This is a genomic window from Sphingobacterium sp. DR205 (genome assembly GCF_011064245.1).
GTDB lineage: Bacteria > Bacteroidota > Bacteroidia > Sphingobacteriales > Sphingobacteriaceae > Sphingobacterium > Sphingobacterium athyrii.
In genome coordinates this window covers 1,970,085-1,991,974 of record NZ_CP049333.1, presented here as the reverse complement: position 1 = coordinate 1,991,974, position 21,890 = coordinate 1,970,085, and the positions used below count along the sequence as shown (strand labels likewise).

General features: G+C 43.5%; 13 protein-coding genes. 1 reads left to right on the top strand and 12 read right to left on the bottom strand.

Annotated features, from left to right (window positions below; genetic code table 11):
- Nucleotides 1-43 precede the first annotated feature (43 nt).
- Together G6053_RS08340 and G6053_RS08335 are read right to left on the bottom strand one after the other, a co-directional pair.
- The gene (locus G6053_RS08340; protein ID WP_165306152.1) at nucleotides 44-946 is read right to left on the bottom strand and encodes a dihydrodipicolinate synthase family protein; all 903 of its coding nucleotides are present in this window, start codon (nucleotides 944-946) and stop codon (nucleotides 44-46) included.
- Between the two features lie 113 nt (nucleotides 947-1,059).
- Complete coding sequence (locus G6053_RS08335; RefSeq protein ID WP_108632523.1) at nucleotides 1,060-1,923, bottom strand: AraC family transcriptional regulator; 864 nt, start codon at nucleotides 1,921-1,923, stop codon at nucleotides 1,060-1,062.
- A gap of 218 nt (nucleotides 1,924-2,141) precedes the next feature.
- Here G6053_RS08335 and G6053_RS08330 point away from each other — a divergent pair, with 218 nt between their 5' ends.
- Nucleotides 2,142-4,871: a DUF5695 domain-containing protein gene (locus G6053_RS08330; protein WP_165306151.1), complete on the top strand. Its 2,730-nt coding sequence runs from the start codon at nucleotides 2,142-2,144 to the stop codon at nucleotides 4,869-4,871.
- Between the two features lie 47 nt (nucleotides 4,872-4,918).
- Here the strand turns inward: G6053_RS08330 and G6053_RS08325 are convergent, their stop codons facing one another.
- The 10 genes from G6053_RS08325 to G6053_RS08280 form a co-directional block, all read right to left on the bottom strand.
- Nucleotides 4,919-5,821, bottom strand: a complete 903-nt coding sequence (locus tag G6053_RS08325; RefSeq protein ID WP_165306150.1) for a helix-turn-helix domain-containing protein — start codon at nucleotides 5,819-5,821, stop codon at nucleotides 4,919-4,921.
- Between the two features lies 1 nt (nucleotide 5,822).
- A complete protein-coding gene (locus G6053_RS08320) occupies nucleotides 5,823-6,287 on the bottom strand; it encodes a hypothetical protein (RefSeq protein WP_108632526.1) in 465 nt (154 codons plus the stop codon).
- A gap of 39 nt (nucleotides 6,288-6,326) precedes the next feature.
- Nucleotides 6,327-7,760, bottom strand: a complete 1,434-nt coding sequence (locus G6053_RS08315; RefSeq protein WP_165306149.1) for an efflux transporter outer membrane subunit — start codon at nucleotides 7,758-7,760, stop codon at nucleotides 6,327-6,329.
- A gap of 30 nt (nucleotides 7,761-7,790) precedes the next feature.
- Nucleotides 7,791-10,958, bottom strand: coding sequence for an efflux RND transporter permease subunit (locus G6053_RS08310; protein WP_165306148.1), 3,168 nt, complete (start codon nucleotides 10,956-10,958; stop codon nucleotides 7,791-7,793).
- 52 nt (nucleotides 10,959-11,010) lie between these two features.
- Entirely contained in the window at nucleotides 11,011-12,114 is a 1,104-nt protein-coding gene (locus tag G6053_RS08305; RefSeq protein WP_165306147.1) for an efflux RND transporter periplasmic adaptor subunit, read from the bottom strand.
- Nucleotides 12,115-12,406: 292 nt separating this feature from the next.
- The gene (locus G6053_RS08300) at nucleotides 12,407-13,681 is read right to left on the bottom strand and encodes an aspartyl protease family protein (protein WP_165306146.1); all 1,275 of its coding nucleotides are present in this window, start codon (nucleotides 13,679-13,681) and stop codon (nucleotides 12,407-12,409) included.
- A gap of 2 nt (nucleotides 13,682-13,683) precedes the next feature.
- Nucleotides 13,684-14,763, bottom strand: a complete 1,080-nt coding sequence (locus G6053_RS08295) for an alpha/beta fold hydrolase (RefSeq protein WP_241254951.1) — start codon at nucleotides 14,761-14,763, stop codon at nucleotides 13,684-13,686.
- A 21-nt stretch (nucleotides 14,764-14,784) separates the two neighbouring features.
- Nucleotides 14,785-16,728, bottom strand: a complete 1,944-nt coding sequence (locus G6053_RS08290) for a TlpA disulfide reductase family protein (protein ID WP_165306145.1) — start codon at nucleotides 16,726-16,728, stop codon at nucleotides 14,785-14,787.
- A 21-nt stretch (nucleotides 16,729-16,749) separates the two neighbouring features.
- Nucleotides 16,750-18,216, bottom strand: a complete 1,467-nt coding sequence (locus G6053_RS08285) for a RagB/SusD family nutrient uptake outer membrane protein (RefSeq protein WP_241254950.1) — start codon at nucleotides 18,214-18,216, stop codon at nucleotides 16,750-16,752.
- A gap of 11 nt (nucleotides 18,217-18,227) precedes the next feature.
- A complete protein-coding gene (locus G6053_RS08280) occupies nucleotides 18,228-21,860 on the bottom strand; it encodes a SusC/RagA family TonB-linked outer membrane protein (RefSeq protein ID WP_165306144.1) in 3,633 nt (1,210 codons plus the stop codon).
- Nucleotides 21,861-21,890: the final 30 nt, after the last annotated feature.

Below are 21,890 nucleotides of genomic sequence, written 5' to 3'. Positions count from 1 at the left end.
ACCAATCGCCTACAGTATCTTATTTCTGTTTAATCTGCAGCTCTTAATTTAACTGAGGACGACTGGCAATCCCGTCAGCAATAACCTGATTGATCCGTTCAGCCTCTTCACCCACCAATGGTAGTCTAGGGGCACGTAAATACGGCGTGCTTATTCCTTCTGCCGTTGCAGCCAACTTAATATATTGAATAAGCTTTGGATGGATATCCAGTTCCAATAACGGCATAAACCAGCGGTAGATTTCCAATGCCTTCTCATAATCACCATTTACCGCATGATTATACATGGCAACAGTTTCATTTGGAAATGCATCGACCAAACCAAAAACCCAGCCATCGGCTCCAACGACCAAGGATTCCAGTGAGATTGTATCCACCCCACCTAAAATATGAAATCTATCGCCAAATTTGTTTTTCATCCGGGTGATATTTGTCAGATCGCGCGTGGACTCTTTCACCGCAACAATCGTGGGACAGTCTTTCAGTTCATCGAACATATCCGTTGACACAAAAACCGAATAATCCACTGGATTGTTGTAAATCAAAATGGGCAAGTCCGTCGCATGCGCTACTGCTTTAAAATAAGTGACCACTTCACGGTCGTCAGCCCGATAACGCATTGGTGGCAATAACATCAAACCATCCGCACCCAGTTCTTTTGCTTTAATGGCAAAATTAACCGCATTTTTAGTTGTATTTTCTGCAATATTCAGTATCACCGGGATCCGACCTGCAATTAGCTGACGTGCGAAAGTCAATAGTTCAAACTTTTCATCGGTATCAAGTACGGCGGCATCACCCAATGATCCCGCGATGATAATACCATGCACCCCTGCTTTGATCTGTGCTTCCGTATTCTTAGCAAACATGTCAAAGTCAATCTCACCATTCTCTTTAAAGGGAGTCAGTACTGCTGGGTAAACACCCTTCCAATTTAATTCAGCCATAGTTGGTTTTTACTTAATTAGTTTAAATATTTTCTTTTATCAAAGAAACCAACTATAAAAGAAGTATACTAACCGAGTTTTAATAATTACTTATTGGATATTAACATTTAGACCTACCCGTAAAGTAAATTCCTATAATTAGCAACATACATTTTGGGTGAGATCCCTAAGATACTTCGAAAAACGCGGTTGAAATTGGTAACACTATTGAAACCGGCGTTATAAGCAACGATCGAAATGCAGTCGTAGTCTTTTCCGCCAAGTAAACGGCAGGCCTCTCTTACCCGCAATTCATTCAAATAAGAAATGAACGTTTTCCCCGTACTTTTCTTGAAATAACGACAGAAGGCCTGCGGAGTCAAATTAGCCTTTTCGGCGATCTCATTGAGACCGATATTCTCCTTGTAATTATTTTCGAGAAAATCACATAAGGTCGCAATTCGAAACGAACCACCTGTGACAAAATCAGCGGCAGTAACCCCCGAAAGGGGCTTAAGATTCAATGAAAGTCGATTTAATGACTTTAACAGATAAAAAAAACTAACAAGCTGACCTAGACTATCCGAATTTTTGAGCGCCTCTATTCTCCTACTGACTTGTGGCAGATGTGTTTTAGGGACTTTAAAGCCGCGTCCATTTTTATCAATAAAATCCAGCAGCATACTTAATTCAGGCAAATTCAAGATCCCGGACAATGTTCCTTTTAAATTAAAAAAGACAGAAACAGACTGAACAAATCCGTCCATAAAATCATTTTTAAAAACATGCGCCTGGTTAGAGCCTAAAAGGAAAATATCGCCGCGTTCAAAATGATGTACATTATCATCGACCAATAGCTGCCCCGTCCCCTCCTTGATCCAAATTAACTGGTACTCCTCGTGACGATGCATATAAGGATAAAACTTATCCAACAAATCCTCCTGAATAAAAACGGTCCTATCTTTGGGAATAGGTACTTGGTATTGAATTGGTTTCATAAATTAGAATCGTTTAAGGTTAAAATGATTTTTAATAAACGTCATTTATACACTAAATTTAACATTTAGATGTTTACAAAACAACTCGTTCAGTGGAAATATCAAAAACGTACTGTATTAGGTTAAAATCTGGCAATTAAAAGAGCGCTCAATAAATCAAATTTGTACCGGTTTACTTTCCGATCCATACAGAACAATAAGTTTATAAACCTGACAATATGAATTTAAAGAATAGTTACTACATCCTAATTACTTTATTTTGTGTCCAGCAGACCAATCCTGTATTCAGCCAGCAGGATGAGCACCCCGTATGGAAAGCTACCAAAAGCCAGCCTGCGACTCTGGGTATCGATCAGGGATCCAAAAGCTTTGCTTTAGCTAAATTAAAAATAAAGGTGCTCAATAACTCACAGACTTTATCAGCCTTTCAGCCACTAAATGGTGATGCTGCTTTCGACTATACGCCTGTGGAAATGTTAGCAAAACGGGACCGCAACAATTTCTTTCATATCGGCGACATCAACGTCGGTCTTAAACGTCAGGGAGAAACGCATTGGTCGTATTATTCTTCAGCCAAAGACCGCAAGAGGGTAATCGAATTGTCCCCTTCCAAAACGATCTTAGCTGCCGCGGACATCACGCCGACATTAGGCGACATTCCCCTAAAAGTCAAGCGCAGCTGGGAGAATGCTGGGGGCGATCTGATCCTAAAATTTCAGCTAACAAATCCTACCGATCAGGCAATTGAAATCGGATCATTGGGAATACCCCTTCCATTCAATAACAATATGGATTGGAAAAACCTGAACCAAGCACATGCACAAAATGTTTTTTTCGACCCCTATATCGGTAAAGATGCAGGTTATATGCAAGTCAACCATTTACATGGAAACGGACCGAGCCTATTAGTCTTGCCCTATATCAATGCTGGATTCGAAGCATACAATCCCCTGAATAGTGACCCGACACCAAAAAGTATCACGTTCGAAGGTTTTCATGAATGGATGATCCACAGCAAGGCACTTGCCGAAACCGAGTGGAAGGGAGTAGAACAATGGAACATGGCGACTTCAACCCTATTAAAACCCAATGAGTCCAAAATAGTTGCCCTCAGATTTGCACTGGCACCGAGTATAAGAGAAATTGAAAGCACGCTTTTAAAAAACGACAGACCCGTAGCGATCGGAGCTCCGGGCTATGTTGTTCCTTTGGATAGTCCGGTCAAACTATTTGTCAAATACCACAAAACAATAAAAAATGTAGCTGTTTACCCTGAAGGTGCTTTAACCGTTTCCAAGCTGAAAGACACTCCGCACAAATGGCATCAGTATGAGATAAAGGGGCAGCAATGGGGCCGGGCGAGATTGACCATTACCTATCAGGATGGTATCGAACAAACGATTCAGTATAAAGTCATCAAAGCCGAAAGAGATGTGGTCAATGATCTTGGAAATTTCCTGACAACCACACAGTGGTACGAGAATGACAAAGATCTTTTTGGCCGGTCACCATCTGTTATCACCTACGATTACGAAGAAAAAAAACTCGTTACCCAAGAACAGCGCGCCTGGTATGCCGGCCTGAGCGATGAAGCCGGAGCAGCAAGTTGGCTGGCAGCTATCATGAAACAGGTCTTACAACCCAATCCTGCTGAGATCAGCAAATTAAAACGTTTTGTCAATGAAACGATGTATGGTCATATCCAGCACAGGGAAGGCAGTCAAAAATATGGGGTGGTCAAGAGCTTATTTTACTACGAACCGGATACTATGCCAGCAGGCACCTACCGAACGGATATCAACTGGAAGACCTGGTCGGCATGGCCTAAAAAAGAAGCCGATAACATCGGACGCTCCTACAATTATCCCCATGTTGCGGCAGCACATTGGGTCATGTATCGACTCGCTCGCAACTACCGCAATCTGATACAAGAAGAAAGCTGGGATATCTATTTAGACCGTGCTTTTCAAACCAGCATGGCGATGATCGAAAAAGCACCTTATTATGCACAGTTCGGACAGATGGAAGGCAGCATATTTTTGCTTGTCCTCCAGGATCTGCGTCGTGAGGGTTTCACAGATCAAGCTAATCAATTGGAAGCTGTGATGCGTAAACGTGCCGAACACTGGAAAAGCCTTGATTATCCATTCGGGAGTGAAATGCCCTGGGATTCAACCGGTCAGGAAGAAGTCTACTTATGGTCTCGCTACTTTGGTTTTGACGACAAAACCCGGGTTACCTTAAATGCCATTCTAGCATATATGCCTACCGTGCCGCATTGGGGATACAACGGTAGTGCCCGTCGCTACTGGGATTTTGTCTATGGCGGTAAATTATCCCGAATCGAACGTCAGCTTCATCATTATGGTTCAGCTTTAAATGCGATCCCGGTATTAACCGAATACCGGGACCATCCGGATGATTTCTACCTCCTTCGTGTAGGCCACGCCGGTATGATGGGCGCATTGGCCAATGTCACCACAGATGGCTTTGGTCCTGCAGCATTCCACTCCTATCCTTCGACATTAGCTAACGATGGTATATCGGGTGATTACGGGACCGGGTTTTATGGTTATGCTGTCAATTCAGGCACTTATATCCTGGAACATCCCGAATTTGGCTGGCTGGCATTCAGCGGAAATCTCAAAGTAGCTAAAAGCAACATCGAAGTGGCCATAAAAACAGCTTCCAAAGGCCGCATTTTCTTGGCAAAAGAAAATTTATGGCTGACGACTGATGCCGGAGAAATCGAAACACTGACATACAATCAAACGGATAAAAGTGTGGTGTTAAATTTTAATACAAGTCAATCGACTATGGTGCCTAATTTTTTACTAAACGTCAATCCGGAAAGTGGCTATGAAATTGAAGGGATCAAGAAAGATAAACTCAATCGTTACGAAATTCCATCTTCTACCAGCACGCTGATACTTAGAAAAACAAAATAACCTCAGTGCTAATATTAAAGCTGATGATTCCCAACTGTACCTATAAGTTATTCATTTTTGTGACTGCGGTATACCAAGGGGGATTGCCCAAGATGGCCTTTAAAAAATTTGCTAAATGTACCAAAATCCGAAAAATTAAGTTCCTGCATCACATCCTTTACCGACATACTGGATACATTCATTAAAATAACGGCCTCAGAAATCACAATTTCCTCGAGGATGGCCTTTGGGCCAAAGCCAGTTACATCTTTCACAATACGGGTCAGATGTTTTCTCGAGATAAACAACCGGTCGGCATAATACTGTACCGACCGATGGGTTTTAAAATGAAGGGATGCCAGGTTCAAAAACTCCATCACCATCCTATTTTTGCGCTCAAATCCGGCGCTTGTACGCTCCAGGTTGTTACTCACCTTTGCGCTGATCTCATAGAAAAGTAGCATCAGCGTCATTTTGATGATTTCCAGACGGAATAGCGCCTCCTGCGGCGCCGTATTCTGATATTCTAAATTCATCAAATATTCATAAAAGCGGTTTGAATCGCTTTTATCAAGGTGAAGGATCGTGTCATTCTCATGCCCCAATTTCTCCATGGAATAGACTTTATAAACAGGAAGTCCTATTTTTTGAAAAAAATCAAACTCCGTAAACAGCGTGTACATCTCGATATCGTCCGAACTCTCCATCACCTGCATAACGACCATGGGCGACAAAAAATACATGGTGTCAGCTTCAAGTATATGATCGACAAAATTAAGTGATAATTTTAATCTTCCTTTCCGTATCAAACATATGCCCAAATGATCAATGCGGATGGGCCGACGGCATAAATAATGCTGAATTTCGGCTTTTGTGGACCGATACATAATCAGACCCTGATAAAACCTGTTATCCATCGCTTTTTCCGATAGATAATCTTTAAACGAGAGCTTTGTTATTTCTTTAACCATCTCAGCTGTCTTTCGTGATACAATACTTAAAATACGTGATGTCCGGCTCAGAAAAAAAATATTTTTCCAAAAAGCCCTGCAACAAGTCACCTTCATTTTGTTTGATTGCTTTCTTCAACGGCTCCAATCGTGTGGAAAAAAAGTCTTTTGTTGCAAAATATTGCTTGAGGATGGGATTTCCGGCAACAAGTTTTTTTCGCATCGCAATGATATTTCCCAACAGTTCTTCCCTATTTTTTGTATGTTGAATTTTCAGCGCAATTAAACGATAACACTGCGATAGCTCATGGTAGATTGTCAATTCCATGATGCCTATCATACCGCCAAAGTACCGAAAGAATTTTGCTTTGGAGATTTTTGTCGACGTCAAAATATCCACGACTTTCGCTTTTTGAAAGCCCTGATTCAGAAATACCGGTTTCGAATCCTCGATGGCCCGTAGTATAAAATCTTTCGTTGCAACCATAATTATAGTGTTAAAATCCACTGATTTTGGAGGGCCTTGTTAGTTCAGCCCCCCACCCAGCGCTTTATAAAGTGCTACCTCTGCATATAACATTTTGCTTTTCACCTGCATCTGATCGAGCTCCGCCTGCAGTTTGCTCTGCTGCGCTGCGAGCACCTCCAGGTAGGTTGCCATATCATTCTTAAATAAAATTTTTGCCTGTTGGATCAGCTGTCGATTACGTTCGACCAATTGGTCATTATAGCGTTGTTGATCTTGAAGGGAAGCAATTTGTTCCATCGTGGTAGACACTTCACTTGCTGCCTGCAGCACCGCTTCTTTAAACTGTAGTTCGGCCTGTTCGGAGCGGATGACAGCTTGGTTGAGCGCAGTTTTCAGTCGTCTTCCTTGCAGCAAAGGCTGTGTCAATGATCCAGACACCATCCCAAACAAAGATCCGGGAATATTGAACCAATTGCTTGACGTAAACGAGTTCAATCCGCCTTGTGCCGTGATCCGTAGCGCAGGATACATATTGGCCCGACTGACCTTTACATCCGATACCGTCTGTAAGAAAGCATATTCAGCAGCCTTGATATCCGGCCTTCTGCTCAACATTGCCGCCGGCACGCCGGTACCGAATACGGTGCGTTCTTTCAGCGCCAGCAGGCTTCCCCTGCCCGTTTGCAAAGCCGGTAATTTTCCGACAAGCGCAGACAGTGCATTTTCCTGAATAGCCGTATTTTCTGCTATGATACGGATAGATTTCAGCAAATTGTCGCGGCTATTTTCCATTTGTTGCACCGCCAGCGAATTGCTCAGTCCAAGACGCTGCTGCACTTTGGTGATGTGTAATGTACTATCTATAATGGCCAAGTTCTGCTGGCTAATGATCTTTTGCTGATCGAACAATAACAGGTTATAATAGCCTTGGGCTATGCCCGCGATCAATCCTGTTCGCACCGCATTAGCGGCTTCCTTTTGTGACAAGTACGCCGCTAATGCTCCCGCCTTCTGATTTTTGATCTTACCCCAGATATCCGCCTCCCAGGATATTGACAGTGTGGAGGAATAGTCTTCCATATACGATTTGCCCATAAATTGGCTGGCCATCATACCATTCATACTATTGTTGGATGGTCTGTTGATGGAAGCAGCGCCGATAGACAGGTCGGCCGTCGGAAGATAGCCCCACTTCATCTGCTTCAATGTTTCTTGAGCAGATTCAATTTGTTTGACTGCAACAAGCATATTATTATTACGCTGCAAGCCGCTGTCGATCAAGGCAATCAATTGTTCGTCGCTAAAGAAATCGCGGTAGGAAAGCTCCGCAAGGTTTGCACTTGTATCAGTCGCTAAGGACGCGCTCCTACTTAAAAATTCTGTTGGCAGCTGTTCCTTTTGCAACTTTGGAATTTCTTTATTCGTTTGGCATCCGATCATGGTCAATAGACCCAACGCTAGTCCCCACGAAAAAATATTTTTTGATCTCATTATCATATTCTTACTAATTTCTGAACTTTTTTAATGCTGTTCCTGCAACAGCTGTTCTTCATATTCCCAATCTTTTGGATCAATCGCTTTACCGCTTACCCGTTCCTGTACATATTGGAACACGACAAATAGGATCGGTGTAAAAAAGACACCCAGTACTGTTCCGGCCAACATGCCGAAGACCGCCGCATATCCGATCGAATGGTTACCGATAGCTGAAGGCCCTATCGCCGTCAATAGTGGGATCAAGCCCGCTATAAATGCAAGGGAAGTCATCAGGATAGGCCGCAAACGCGCTTTTGCACCCTCAATAGCTGCTGCTGCCAATGGTTTTCCGGCTTTGCGCCTTTGCAAGGCAAATTCCACGATCAAAATTGCATTCTTGGCCAACAGTCCGATCAGCATGACCAAGGCCACCTGTACATAGATGTTGTTGGATAGCCCACCGATGGATATTCCCCAGAATACCCCCAGTAACCCCACAGGAATTGCCAACAGCACGGCAAACGGCAAAATATAACTTTCGTATTGCGCTGATAACAAGAAATACACGAAAACAATACAGAGTCCAAAGATTGCCGCCGTCTGTCCCGAGGCTCCCCGCTCCTCGCGTGCCATTCCCTTCCAATCGACGGTATATCCCTGCGGCAGGGAAGATTTACCCACCTCTTCAATTGCCGCCATGGCCTGTCCTGTGCTATAGCCCGGGGCTGTCATGATGGTGAGATTAATGGCATTGAAAAGGTTAAAGTGTTCCACATTTTCAGGCCCCGATACCGGCTTTAAATCAACCACGCTCTTCAAGGGCACCATCTGTCCCAATTTGTTCTTGATGCTAATGGTCTCGATCGACTTTGGATCAGCCCGGAATCCAGGTTCGGATTGCAGCACCACCCGATAATATTTCCCAAAACGATTAAAATCAGAGGCCTGCATGCTGCCGTAGTAGGCTTGCATCGCCGCCAATACATCACTCACATTGAGGCTGAGCTGTTTTGCCAGCCCTTCATTCACTTTCATCTCATACTGCGGAAAAGAGGCATTAAAAGTGGTGAACGCAAAAGCTATTTCGGGGCGCTGCATCAGACTGCCCACAAATGAATTCGATACGTCATTAAAAGCTTGTAAAGTACCCGAATTACGATCCTGTAAAACGACTTCAAGCCCCGAGGTATTTCCAAATCCCGGAACAGTAGGCATCCCGGCCACTAAAAATGTCGTTTCATCCTGTTGGGCTAATATCCCTTGAAACTGGCCGATCAATTGATTGATATCCCGTACTTCCCCCCGCTCCTTCAAGGGCTTCAGGCGCAGCATGATCGCTCCGGCAGATGAAGACGTACTGAAACTCATCATATTGAGCCCTGATATATTGATGATACTTTCGATTGCAGGATGATCCTTCAACAAGTTTTCAGCTTGCTTAAGGTGTTTGCTTGTCCGGTCCAGGGAAGCTCCCGGAGGGTCATTTGCCAGTACCATCAAGAAACTCTGGTCTTCATCCGGAATAAAACCCGTTGGCGTTGACCGAAAGGCATAGACAAAAAGACCAATAAAGAGTATCAGACCAGCGAAAGCTACTGATTTCTTTTTGATCAAAAAGATAATGGACTTGGCATAACGATTGGTCAACTTATCAAATCCGGCATTGAATCCAGCAAAGAAACGCTGTTTGAAAGAAACCTTTACATCCTGGTGATGGTCGTGAGATTTTAGCAGGATTGCACAGAGCGCCGGACTTAATGTCAATGCATTGATTGCAGATATCAAGATCGCCATGGCCAATGTCAATGCAAACTGCTGGTAGAATACCCCGGTAGGACCATCCATAAAAGCGACAGGTATAAAGACGGCAGACATGACCAAAGTAATCGAAATGATGGCGCCAGTGATCTCACTCATGGCAGACATCGTTGCCGAACGAGCATTCAGCTTCTTTTTCTCCATTTTGGCATGTACAGCCTCAACCACCACAATGGCATCATCCACCACAATACCAATGGCGAGCACCAGCGCAAATAAGGTCAATAAATTGATCGAAAAGCCAAATACCTGCATAAAGAAAAAGGTTCCGACAATAGACACCGGTACTGCAATAGCTGGTATCAAGGTTGACCGAAAATCCTGCAGGAAGATAAATACCACAATAAATACCAGGATGAATGCTTCCAGGAGTGTACTCAACACCTGCTTTATCGATTGATCCAAGGACTCTTTTGAACTATACGGAACTTTATATTTTAATCCGGGAGGAAACGACGCTGATAATTCTTTCAGACGCTCATTCATCGCAATTTCCACCGCATTTGCATTCGATCCTGCGGTCTGATACAAAGCAACCATGACCGCAGGCTTGTTGTCAAAACTTGTGGTTACGGTATTGGTATAAGAGCCAAATTCCACCCGGGCAACATCTTTGAGCAATAAAGACGAACCGTTGTTATTGGCCCGCAGAATAATATGCTCATACTGTTCGGGTTCGGTATACTTTCCCTGATAGCGAATGGTGTATTCGATCGCCTCCTTGGAGCTTTCGCCAAACTTGCCCGGAGCTGCCTCCTTATTTTGTGCCTGTATGGCTGCTGTAATCTCTTCGGGGCTGATATCGTAAGCAGCCATGCGTTGTGGATCTAACCATATGCGCATCGAATAATCCTTGTTGCCAAATACCTGTGCGTCCCCCACACCGGTGATACGTTTTAACTCGGGAACAATATTGATTTTGGCATAATTCTCCAAAAAGAGCTCATCAATCCCCTTTTTATCGGCATACAAGGTCACCATGGCCACCATACTATTCTGCCGCTTCATGGTCGTCACACCAATTTGATTGACCTCAGCTGGTAACATGCTCGTGGCCTGGGAGACCCTATTCTGCACGTTTACCGCAGCCTGATCCGGATCGGTACCGAGCTTAAAGACAACGCTGACCATCAAACTTCCGTCATTACTAGCCGTTGAAGTCAGGTAGTCCATATTTTCTACCCCATTGATCGCATTTTCCAACGGCGGAGCTACCGATTTTGAGATAACCTCTGCACTCGCTCCGGGATATGTCGCCATCACCGTCACCGTGGGCGGCGCGATTTCGGGGAATTTGGTGATCGGCAAGGAGGTCATCGCCACCACGCCCAAAATAACCAATAGTATCGATATAACGGTCGCGAGTACCGGCCGTTTTATTATTTTTTTTAGCATAATATTTTGATAAATAAGACCCAGCAAATTGTGCTGCGTCGATAGATATAACTTACTTTTTAGGTTTTACGACAGCACCTGGCCGCACAAACCCCAGGCCACCTGTGATCACACGGTCACCGGCCTGCAATCCGGACTTGACATAATACTCTTCGGTGGTTTTTCCCGCGATCTGCAGTTCCACCTGTTCAGCCTTATTGTCTTTATCCAGTTTATAAGTATAAATTTTATCCTGCACAGCCAATGTCGCTTTTATCGGAACAAGCAGGACATCGTCCAGCGCTGCAGTCATCTCGATCCGGCCCGTATTCCCAGCCCGCAGCTGCCTATTTGGATTGGCAAAGCGCGCCCGAATCGATATCGATCCCGTATTTTTATCAAACTGTCCCGTCACCGCATCAATGACACCTTTTTGTGTATATTTTTTTCCATTCGATAAGATCAGGTCTACCGAATCTCTGTCCGATGAACTATTTTTTTTATCCTGAAAATTCACAAAATCAGCCTCACTCATGCTGAAATAAGCATACACTTGATTGATATCCGTCAGCAAGGTCAGCGGTTCTACCGAAGCGGCATTTACCAGACTTCCCAAGCGATAAGGAATACGGCCGATATAACCCGATACTGGAGCTTTTACCAGGCAAAAGTCAACGTTTATTTTAGCCGCATTCATTGTCGCCCGGGCCTGTTCGAGGCTCGCAAGCGATGCTTCATACGAAGCTTTGGCCTGGGTGACCTGTAGGTCAGATACAATTTTATTGTCCACAAGCTCGACCTTGCGGTCGAGATCAATTTTAAGATTTTTCAAATTTGCTTCCGCGACATGTACAGCAGCCTTGGCAGTTTTGTATTGTTCTACAAAAGGTCGATCATCAATTTTAAAGAGCGCCTGCCCCGCATGTACATAGGCACCTTCATCGACAAAGATCTTACTTAAATAACCCGATGTCTGCGGCCTCACTTCTACATTTGTGATCCCTTCGATAGAGGCCGAGTATGTATTTTTGGAAATTCCGTTTCCAAGTTGAACCTGATGTACCGATACTTCCGGGGCTGAAGGGTTTGCTGCCGGCGTTCCTTTGCTCTGACACGAAAAAACACTGACGAGTATTCCTAAACCTACAACAGTATTTAGACTGCTCTTTAAATTCATATATTTTCCTTAATTTTTTATGCGTACAAATATAAAATCCATGTTTTCGCCTCGAAAGACAGGAAGATCCATCAAGTTGGTAAAAAGACGTATGCCATCATTATGACTTAAATCGGATAAATCTGAAAGGAAAATAACGGACAAAAGAAAAGGGACAATCCTCCTGCCGGATGACGTCCCTCTTCGCTGTCCTTATAATATACACGTAAAGTTACCTGCGCTTCAGGTATTTTAAAAGTTAAAAAGATGCTTTCTATTAGGAAAAAAAGCCCCTTTTCGCTTTTTTATGGCATCAATAAAAACTGATTGTATTTTTCTTAAAATTTAGCGTCATTTTGTACTGATTTAAAAATGGGGTACCCAACAGCCCATCAATGGGCAGCGCATCATGGCCAATGCCTCCACCAATAGATTGATCTGTGATCACCGTGTACATATCCTGCAAGGGAAGTCCGCCCAATTTTCCCCGCATCATATAAGCGATACGGTTTCCTTTGCTGGTACCATTTACACCATTGATGTCCACCTCGCCCTCTTCGTAATCAATAAAGGGTTTCAGTGTTGTATCAAGCGATTTCTTCAACACGTTGGCATTTGCCCCACAATCTATCCCCATTGGGTATGTTTTTGTTCCAAACGCGATATCCACTATTGGAATATGTCTCTTCATCCGCAACGGAAAACGCCCCATTAATTTACCTTTCAGAATTTCCTTCGCGAGTAGCTCACCGCTATTGTCTATCCGCTCCAGCAGTAATAACTGCTGGGCATAATCCAAAGTGAACTGATAATCCTTGAGCAAACCTATTCCAAGTAATCCAAAAATTGGCGTACCGTCTTCGAGAGCCATGTCAGCCATATTCGAAACCGGAGCTTCAAAATTGTCCAGCACTAGTGCTCCGATTGCCAAACTATTGTCCGCCGACCAGACGACACCGTCCATTTGCCCGCCAACACCAAAGAAATCGACAGATACATCCGGCCTAATCTTATCCGCATCCACAAATTTCTTCCGCAAGATAATTACCGGCGCACCGCTATCGAACTGGAAGCAGCCCTTAGTGCCGTTCAGTGTCGATTCGATGTAGATCAGACCGTTAACCAATCGAAACGGAATGCTTAATGTATCAGGCAACCGCGAACGAGTCAGGGCGTCGGACAATGCTTTTTCAGGATCACCTTTCAATCTTCCCTTAATAATGCCCAGATTAACGATCTGCCCCTGTTTATTGAACAAAAAAGTAGGCTTCCCCGGTTTTCCATCGTGATAAGTGACTTCTACTTGAATCAATTCATCGCCATTATCCTGTTGATTTCGATGGATAACTTTAAACGTATTAATCGCCGAAAATTTTTTCAGTATATCCGGCACCGCAATAGTATTATTCAGTTTGGGAAGATTACCGATCGTTGCTGTGTCAGCCATCATTGAAAGCAGTGCATCCGCATCTTTCTTGTTGATGGATTCAATAATTCTATCGAGCGATTTGATATTGTCCATCTGTTGAGCCGAGACACTATTTCCTAGCGCACCCAAGAAGAATATAATAAAAATAACCTTCTGCATGATTATTTAACCGTTTGACCCAGCCATTTTACAATTGAATCCAATGTACTGTCGGGTATGTCACCAAGTTTGCTATATTCTGATGGCGTACATTCCTTACAAGGCTGCAACAAATGGTTTACATTTGGCAATAGTAGCGTCGTTACCTTTCCCTGCTGCCCCGATCGGCTATATTGCTTCCAATAATCTAAATTTACCGGATCTACAAAAACGTCTTTACTCCCATTGATCGCCAAGATCGGTACTTCCACGTTACCTAAAAAAAGCTGCGGCTCATATTTTACAAAATAACGGTACCAGGGGCCGATCGCATATTGCACATAAGACCAGATCGGAAAACGGAAGTGATCAAATTCAATACCGAGTGTCTTAAAATAGCTATCATCTTTTTGCTTCCAGTAGTTGTATACAGCATTTAACTTACTTTCCAGACTATCAGAGGTAGCATATTGAAAAGCAGTCGCAAACATCAGGCGATTGATTTCATTGGACCTTTTTTTGTCGACTTCTGGTAAGGGGGAGTTATTGACCAAATTTTCATTTTGCACAAATAGCGACTCCAGACCATTTGAAGCCAGGCCAGCCAGACTCACTAAAAATGTCACATCTTTACTTTTGGAAGCCGCTATAGAAATAACTGCTCCCCCTTCGCTATGTCCTAGCAGACCGATATGATTGAGGTCAACATTCTTTTCGGCTTTCAAAAATTCCACCGCGCCCAATACATCCAGTGCAAAATCCGCTGTCGTTGCATAGCGGTATTCGCCCGTGGTTTTACCTACACCACGGTCATCCATCCGCAGGACAATGTATCCTTTTGGCGTCAGATAATTGGCAATACGCGCAAACATCTTGGTACCGCCCATGGTCCCATCACGATCCTGCGCTCCTGTCCCCGAAGCAATAATTATTGCGGGGTATTTACCTGCCTTTTCCGGCGACGAAATAGTCGCCCCTATGGTAATACTGTCTGCTTTTGATTTAAAAACAACATCTTTGCTTTTAATATTTTGCGCGGATAGCTGCCCCACAGCAAATAAAAAAACCGAAGTTAACGCAATCGCAATTTTGTTCATTCTCATCCTTATAAATTGTTTATTCTTTTATTTTCCTGATTTTAACACACTGACCATTTCAATAATTTCGTCGGATAGCTCCGAAGCGCTTCCCATATACCCCACTTCAGAGAATCGAATTTTGCCGTTTTTATCGACAACTATTTTATGCGGGATTGCGCCTACGCCAAAACTTTTTGACACACTGCTTTCTGTATCGAGCAAGACGGTGAATGGATAATTATTTTCTTTTACGTAATTAGCAACATATTCCTTTGCGTCCGGGCGCTTTTCTTGTGTATCCACAAAATAAAAGACAACATTGGGGTCATTTTTAAAGTGTTCGACAGCTATTTTCATTCCTGGAAAAGCGGCCTTGCAAGGTGCACACCATGAGGCCCAAAAATCAAGAATAACGATCTTTCCCTTTTGCTGTTCTAATGTCACTGTATTTCCAAATTGATCTTTTAATTGAAATGCCGGTGCATTTTTATTGACCAATTGCTGAAGAACCTTATTCTTTAATTCGCCCTGAAGATTGGCATCCTTAAGACCGGACAGATAATCGGTATATCCCTTATCATTTCCTTTTTCGGCAATGTAGATCTCTTTCATTAAATCCAACATATACGGCGAGCTCTGATTGACCCGATAACTAGCTTCGAGGCTTTCTTTCAATTCCTTTCTCTTACCCTGTGCTTTTAATATGCGCGTGAATGTGTCATTTAAGCTAGCATCTTCAAAGCCTTTCTCACTTTTAGCAGCAGTAGCGTAAACAAATGCCTCATCAAAAAGTGCATTATCTGCCAATATTTTGGCAAACAAAGCGGCATTAGCATAATACAGCCGGCTATATTCGTCGCCCTGAAAATTATCCTTATAATAATTCAAGCGATCCAGTACAACGCGGGTATAGGGCAAAATTTCTTTGGCTGTTTTTGAGTTCTGTGAAATGTAAGGAACGGAAATACTCCTGTAGATGACATTTGCCAGAGACATGTAAGGTTCAGCTTTTGACACATATTTTTTATACATTTCAAAATCATTCTTCATACTGGTATAGACAGAAATCGTCCAATAAGCACTGATATGACTGATCCGATGAGCCTCGTTAAAGGCAACTTCCGATTCACGATAAGGGTGCTTATCCACAAAGTCCATTGCGGCTTTCAATCGCTCGTCATCCGTTTTTGCTTTTTGAATAAGATTAAAATCTGCCAATCGTTGCTGATCCTTGACATATTGTCCCTGCGGATATTGTAGACGGATCTTTTGTTCCAACTCATTTGTTTTCACCGTATCGTTCAGCACCTCTTTATATACCCTAAATACCTGCAATAAATCCTCTTCTTTCACATTAGGCATGGACTGCAGGGCATTCAGCTCATTTTGGAGTTTTGACAGCGATTCAGCTGTATTGATATGCTTCAAGGCATTGGCGACAGGATATAATACTTTAAATCTATTTTCAGGATGTCCTTGCAACTCATATTTGGCCCACATGATCAATATCTCATCGGTTTTATAGGCGGATTTATCCACTACGAAAGGAGTCCCCGGAACGATATCCGGTGTGCGTAACATGCCCCATCCGATCATACCACCCGAGACCTGTTTCCCGTCTTTTCCAGAAATCAAATAAGAATAAGTTAGATCGCCCCCCCGATCATAAAGCGTATCTGCCTGAAACGCAAAATTGACCAGCGCCATCTTCTCCGGAACAATATAACTCGCCGTCCAAATGGAATCTTTTTTGGTAAACTTTAAGGTATTCTGCACCCAACGAAAATCCTGGTATCCCGTCAGGGTACCCGAAATGGACTGCGCATCTTTCAGGTTTGTCTTACGGGCGTCATATACAAATTGTATGGTATCACGTTCTTTTGGCAATTCGGGAATCACTTTAAAATTAGGCGTTTGTGCTTGTACAGAGGCAGCAACACCAAGAAATGCTGTACCCAACATTGCTCCCAATGATTGTTTTGTTTTCATATGAATAGTTTGTTTAATTTTTTATGGATTTTGAACAATTTCTGGACTTAAATTAATCTCATACTGTGCTATTGGAAACACATAGCGATTGCTATTTGGCGCAAGGGAAACTGTTTTACCGGCAAATGTACGCGTATATGTCTTTTGGAATAATGCATCATCTTTCAAGCGGCGCATATCCCACCATCTCAGCATGCGGAACATAAATTCCCGGCGGCGCTCTGCAACGACTTTAAGCAAGGCATCATTCGCGTCGCTAGCCGATAGATTGACGGTTCCCTTCGAAAGGATTCGCTTGGCCCGAAGCTGGTTGACTAAGGCCATTGCCGCTGCGGGTTTATTGTTTCGCGCTTCGCTCTCCGCTTTAATCAATAGCATTTCAGGAACGGTGGGCCCGACATTTCGGCCTTCGTTCATGACGTAATCCAGGTAGTAATATCGGCCTTCGTATACATCCCAAGACGAAATAATGTCACCATTCACGGTAAATAAATTATAGCGTTGGTCATCTTCTCCAAATAGTTTGATCAGGTCGCTGCTCAAACGAAAGGCCGTTGGGGTATAAGCGGATACGCCATTTACAGGTACCTTTGATAGCAGAATCTCCTGGTTAAATACTCTTTTGGGGTAATTGGAGGCCGTCAGCTGATCCAAAGCAGTCAAATCAATCAATGTACTGTTTAGCGCCAGGGCCTGATCTGCCGCAGCAGCAGCCTCGCTATAGCTGTTCATGTAAAGATAAGTACGTGCCAGCAATCCATATGCGGCGGCCTTGCTGGGCAGCGTCGTATATTGCTGCTCATTTGGCAACAATGGAGTCGCCTCCTGAATATCCTTTAGAATGGCATCATAGACCCTCTGCACAGGCACCCTTACCAAAGGTTGCTCTGTCGACGGGGACAGCAACAGTGGAACCCCCAGATCAGTGCCTGCTGTTGCCTGTTGGTAGGGCTTGGCATAGGTATTGACCAGCATCAGATAAGCGGCGGCGCGATGAATTTTGGCTTCGGCCATCAATTCCTCCTTTTCCAGATCACTTCCATCCGTCACCGACGGGACCTCGTTGATCACCGTATTTGCATAGGCAATCGTATTGTACAGCGCACCCCATGTATCATCTTTATGATACAAATTTTCAATTGGATAGATCACATCTGACCATTGATAAGCCCGGCTATAGTAGCCATAATAATCGCTACTCACCAGACCCTTCTGCTGTGCACTACCATCTATAATTTCCAGGTCATCAGCCGCCATATCAGAAATAGAAGGTGCAGCTTCAAATGCATTTGTATTGTTCAGCAGATAACGATAATTTTCAATCGTACCCGGAGTCAGTTGCCCCTGCGTTTTGATGTCAACATATTTTTCACAGCTTGCAAATATTGCCAGGGAAATTGCTGCTAAAGCTGTGGTATAAGAAAGGTTAAACTTCAATCTTCTCATAACAGATTGATTGCTATTATTTTCAGTTGTTCGGTTTTTCATATCAATCCGTTTTAAAAGCTTACATTAATTGAAAAATTATACGAAGGCACCGGACGCAGATTTGTCGTATTGCCCACGAGGTTCGTAAAGTCAGGATCATAGCCTTCTTTATTCGCTGTCCAGATCAGACCCAAATTCCGCACCGAACCAGCTAGCTGGATATTTTCAACTTTCAGTCTGTTCAGCAGATTTTTTGGTAGGCCATAGCTCAGTGAAATTTCCCGGAGACGGATATAATCTCCCTTTAAGACATTGATATCCGAATTTTGATAACGCTGTAGACTATAGGAGCTATAGATATCGGCAGTTAAGGCCGGGACATTTGTAAAAGCTTCATCACCTGCCTGCCGCCATCTATCTGCGATGTCAGCGCTCAGATCAAATTTAGGGATTGTCAAACCCCGGCTCGGAGCCATATAAGACTCGACGCTAGGTTTCATAAAAACATTGCCAAACTGATAAGAAATCAAAGCGTAAACCGACCATTGTTTATAGCGTAAATTAGTCCTAAAAGACCCATAGTATGGAGCCACCCTGCGACCGGCATAGGCCAGATCCTCCACCCCGCTTAAGGTCTGCGTGACTGGAATAATTTCATTATTCTTATTATAAATCTGTGTAAGTCCCTTCTCATCTAATCCAGCATGGCGAAAGACAAAGATTTTATCACTGGGATAACCTTCTAGATAACTGATGCCAATGGGATTATACGAGTAGGTAAATGCAGAAATATCTTTTGGATCAAATCTATTGTCAGTGATCGTATTGGTATTGTACGAAAAGTTCAATGTGGCATCCAAGTTCCAATCCGTATTGCGCACAAAAGTACCCGTTAAGCCCAGGTCAATCCCTTTGCCCGACATGGATGCTGTATTTCTTTTTAATGAACCGGCACCGATGGTTCCGACATAAGGTGCTGCGATAGGAAAACTATATAAGAGGTCTTTACCATTTTTACGGTAATAATCTATGGTACCGGTAAGACGGTTATCCAATAGACCAAAGTCCAGTCCTAAATTGGTTACATAAGTCTTCTCCCAACGCAACTGCGGGTTTGCCACAGCGATAATGCTTGCCGAAGGCTGACCTGTCGGGTTGTAAGCAGCATTATCAAAAGAAATGTAAGTAAAAGGTCTGACATCTTGTGTAATGTTGCCATTGACACCATATGTGGCACGGAGCCCAAGCTGGTTCAACCAGGTAAACTTTTGCATAAAATGCTCTTTTGCCAGATTCCACTTTAGGCCCGAAGACCACAAGGGCGTCGCCCGAAAGCTACGGTCCAAGCCAAAATTGTTGTAATCATCGTACCGCACACTTCCCGAAACCGTATACTTTCCATTTAATGTATAAGCAGCATTAGAAAAGTAAGATAAAAAACGTCTTGTTCTGTCGGCTTGTGTGGGGCCTCCACTTAAGCCCGAGAGATAACCCATCAGCGTATTGTAACTATTTTGGGCATAGCTAACATCTCTATTAAAACCCGTCTGTGGATTGTAGCCGTACATCGTTTTCATCCCCTGACCAGCCTGTGTCTGTCTGATCTCCGAACCGGCGATGGCCGTGATCTCATGTTTTTGATCGAAAGTTGCATCGTAATTCAGTTGTCCACGAACCGTATAGTTGTTGATGCTGCTGTTAATGATATTGTAGATTCCACCCTTGTTAATGCCAATGGTATTTGTCGTCTCCCCAATTGGAGTAAATTCATTCAGCAGCAGGCGATTTTTATAGGACTTCTCGTCATTAAACGCCCTATTCTCACCAAAAGAGCGTTCATTTGCATAACTTACCGACCCCTTTAACCCCTTATACAAAGGCACTTCCAAGTTAATGACCGCTGAATAGTTATTATCTTTCTGTAGGTTGTCCAGCAGTTGCAACTCCTGCAAATAGTTATACCGCCAGTCCTTATAAGCTGGACCTAAAGGTTGCGTAAACCCAGGGTTTATTCGATCATAATAAATCCCATTTCCGTTCTGGTCAGCCAAAAGTTGGTAAGGCAGCAAAGTCGAACTATTTGCATCATACAGCTGGGCAATATCAATTCCATTTTTGCTGTTTCTGAAGAACGTTCCCCGGACACTGGTCGAAAGAGTGGCAATTTTAAATATCTTCCAGTTATTGTTTAAGCTAAAGGTAAACCTCTTTCCATTTTCACCTTTTGTGAATGGGTTTTCGTTGGCATACGATGCCGAGTAGAAATAATTATTATTTTCCGTGCCGTTGCTGATGGACAGGTTGTACTGCTGGTTGTTCATCGGGCGCAGCAAATATTGCTGGATCTGCGCCCTATTGTCAATCTGCTTCAATGGATTGACAAGCGCATCATAATCGGCCTGGCTTATCAGTCCATTTTTGAGGCGTATTGCAGCAGCAGCCACTTCACCTGGATAATAGCTCGACGCATACATGTATAAATTCGCTGCAATATTGTTTGAATTCAAGATATTTTTTGCGACCAGCCCCTCTTGGTAATCGATCATTTGGGCACTGTTCATGGTACGGAGATAGCCCAGATCAGGATTACCGGAGAATGCGGTATTAAAAGAAAAGTTTATTCTTGGCACCCCGGTATTCGATCCTTTCTTTGTCGTCACCACAATGACCCCATTGGCTGCACGGACTCCATAGATGGAAGCTGCGGCGGCATCTTTCAAGATCGTAATGTTATCCACGTCGTTGGGATTGAGCATAGCCAAATCGATATTGGATATAGCGCCATCAATCACGATTAGGGGCGACTTTTCGGTATCTGTGTCTATCGATCCAACACCACGAACAGTGAGGTTATAGTCATTTTGTCCGATGGTACGGGTACTGGAGTAAATCCCCATTTGATTGTTGTTGTAGGTAAAGGTACGATCCCCCGAACCGAGGGACACCTGAAGGCCGGGAGCCAAGCCTTCCATTCGGTTGATTAAGTTGGGTGATGGATTTTTTTCCAATTCCTTGGCGCTAATTACTGTTGCCGATCCTGTAGCTCTTTCCTTGGAGATTTTTTGGTAACCTGTGGAAATGACGACTTCTTCGAGCATATTTTCTTCAGCTTCCATGACAACCACCATTTGCTCACGATTTCCGGCCATCACAGTCTTACTTTTGTAACCTACTGCTGTAAAGACAAGTTCGTTTGTTGGCGCTAGGTCATACAACATAAATCGGCCATTTTCATCTACCTTCCCGCCCTTGCGTGTATCTTTTATCCAGATACTTGCAAAAGGTATGGTCTTGCCACTTGCAGAACGCACTGTACCCGACACACGCTCCATCCCGATGCCCGCAGTCCGGTCATTTTCGGATATACTTTGCTGATTCCGGCTACTTGTTTCCTGACGACGGACGATGGAATAAGACCTATCATCGACATATAAGAATACCAGCTGATTGGGATACAATACTTTTTTAAGTACTTCCTCTAAGCGATTTCCTTTTACCGATGCCGGATCCACAAATTTGCCGTTCAGAAGGTTGTGCTCATAACTTAAGTTAGCGTTGAATTGCTGCTCGATCCGTTTGATTGCTTGGGCAAGCGGCAACTTCTCTTGGGCCAATGCCTGTTGCCCGACAGTAAATAGTAGCGAACAGACCGGAACCATCAAGATGCTCCGTATCGGCTGCCACCTGTTGTCTGTAATTTTCATTTTTAGTTAGGTTAGCTATAGTAATGTATT

Excerpts from the sequence above, each read along its gene's own strand:
- G6053_RS08310 (WP_165306148.1), bottom strand. The coding sequence starts at position 10,958 with ATGCTAAAAAAAATAATAAAACGGCCGGTACTCGCGACCGTTATATCG.
- G6053_RS08315 (WP_165306149.1), bottom strand. The coding sequence starts at position 7,760 with ATGAGATCAAAAAATATTTTTTCGTGGGGACTAGCGTTGGGTCTATTG.
- G6053_RS08325 (WP_165306150.1), bottom strand. The coding sequence starts at position 5,821 with ATGGTTAAAGAAATAACAAAGCTCTCGTTTAAAGATTATCTATCGGAA.
- G6053_RS08330 (WP_165306151.1), top strand. The coding sequence starts at position 2,142 with ATGAATTTAAAGAATAGTTACTACATCCTAATTACTTTATTTTGTGTC.
- G6053_RS08305 (WP_165306147.1), bottom strand. The coding sequence starts at position 12,114 with ATGAATTTAAAGAGCAGTCTAAATACTGTTGTAGGTTTAGGAATACTC.
- G6053_RS08340 (WP_165306152.1), bottom strand. The coding sequence starts at position 946 with ATGGCTGAATTAAATTGGAAGGGTGTTTACCCAGCAGTACTGACTCCC.
- G6053_RS08290 (WP_165306145.1), bottom strand. The coding sequence starts at position 16,728 with ATGAAAACAAAACAATCATTGGGAGCAATGTTGGGTACAGCATTTCTT.
- G6053_RS08295 (WP_241254951.1), bottom strand. The coding sequence starts at position 14,763 with ATGAGAATGAACAAAATTGCGATTGCGTTAACTTCGGTTTTTTTATTT.
- G6053_RS08300 (WP_165306146.1), bottom strand. The coding sequence starts at position 13,681 with ATGCAGAAGGTTATTTTTATTATATTCTTCTTGGGTGCGCTAGGAAAT.
- G6053_RS08320 (WP_108632526.1), bottom strand. The coding sequence starts at position 6,287 with ATGGTTGCAACGAAAGATTTTATACTACGGGCCATCGAGGATTCGAAA.
- G6053_RS08285 (WP_241254950.1), bottom strand. The coding sequence starts at position 18,216 with ATGAAAAACCGAACAACTGAAAATAATAGCAATCAATCTGTTATGAGA.
- G6053_RS08280 (WP_165306144.1), bottom strand. The coding sequence starts at position 21,860 with ATGAAAATTACAGACAACAGGTGGCAGCCGATACGGAGCATCTTGATG.
- G6053_RS08335 (WP_108632523.1), bottom strand. The coding sequence starts at position 1,923 with ATGAAACCAATTCAATACCAAGTACCTATTCCCAAAGATAGGACCGTT.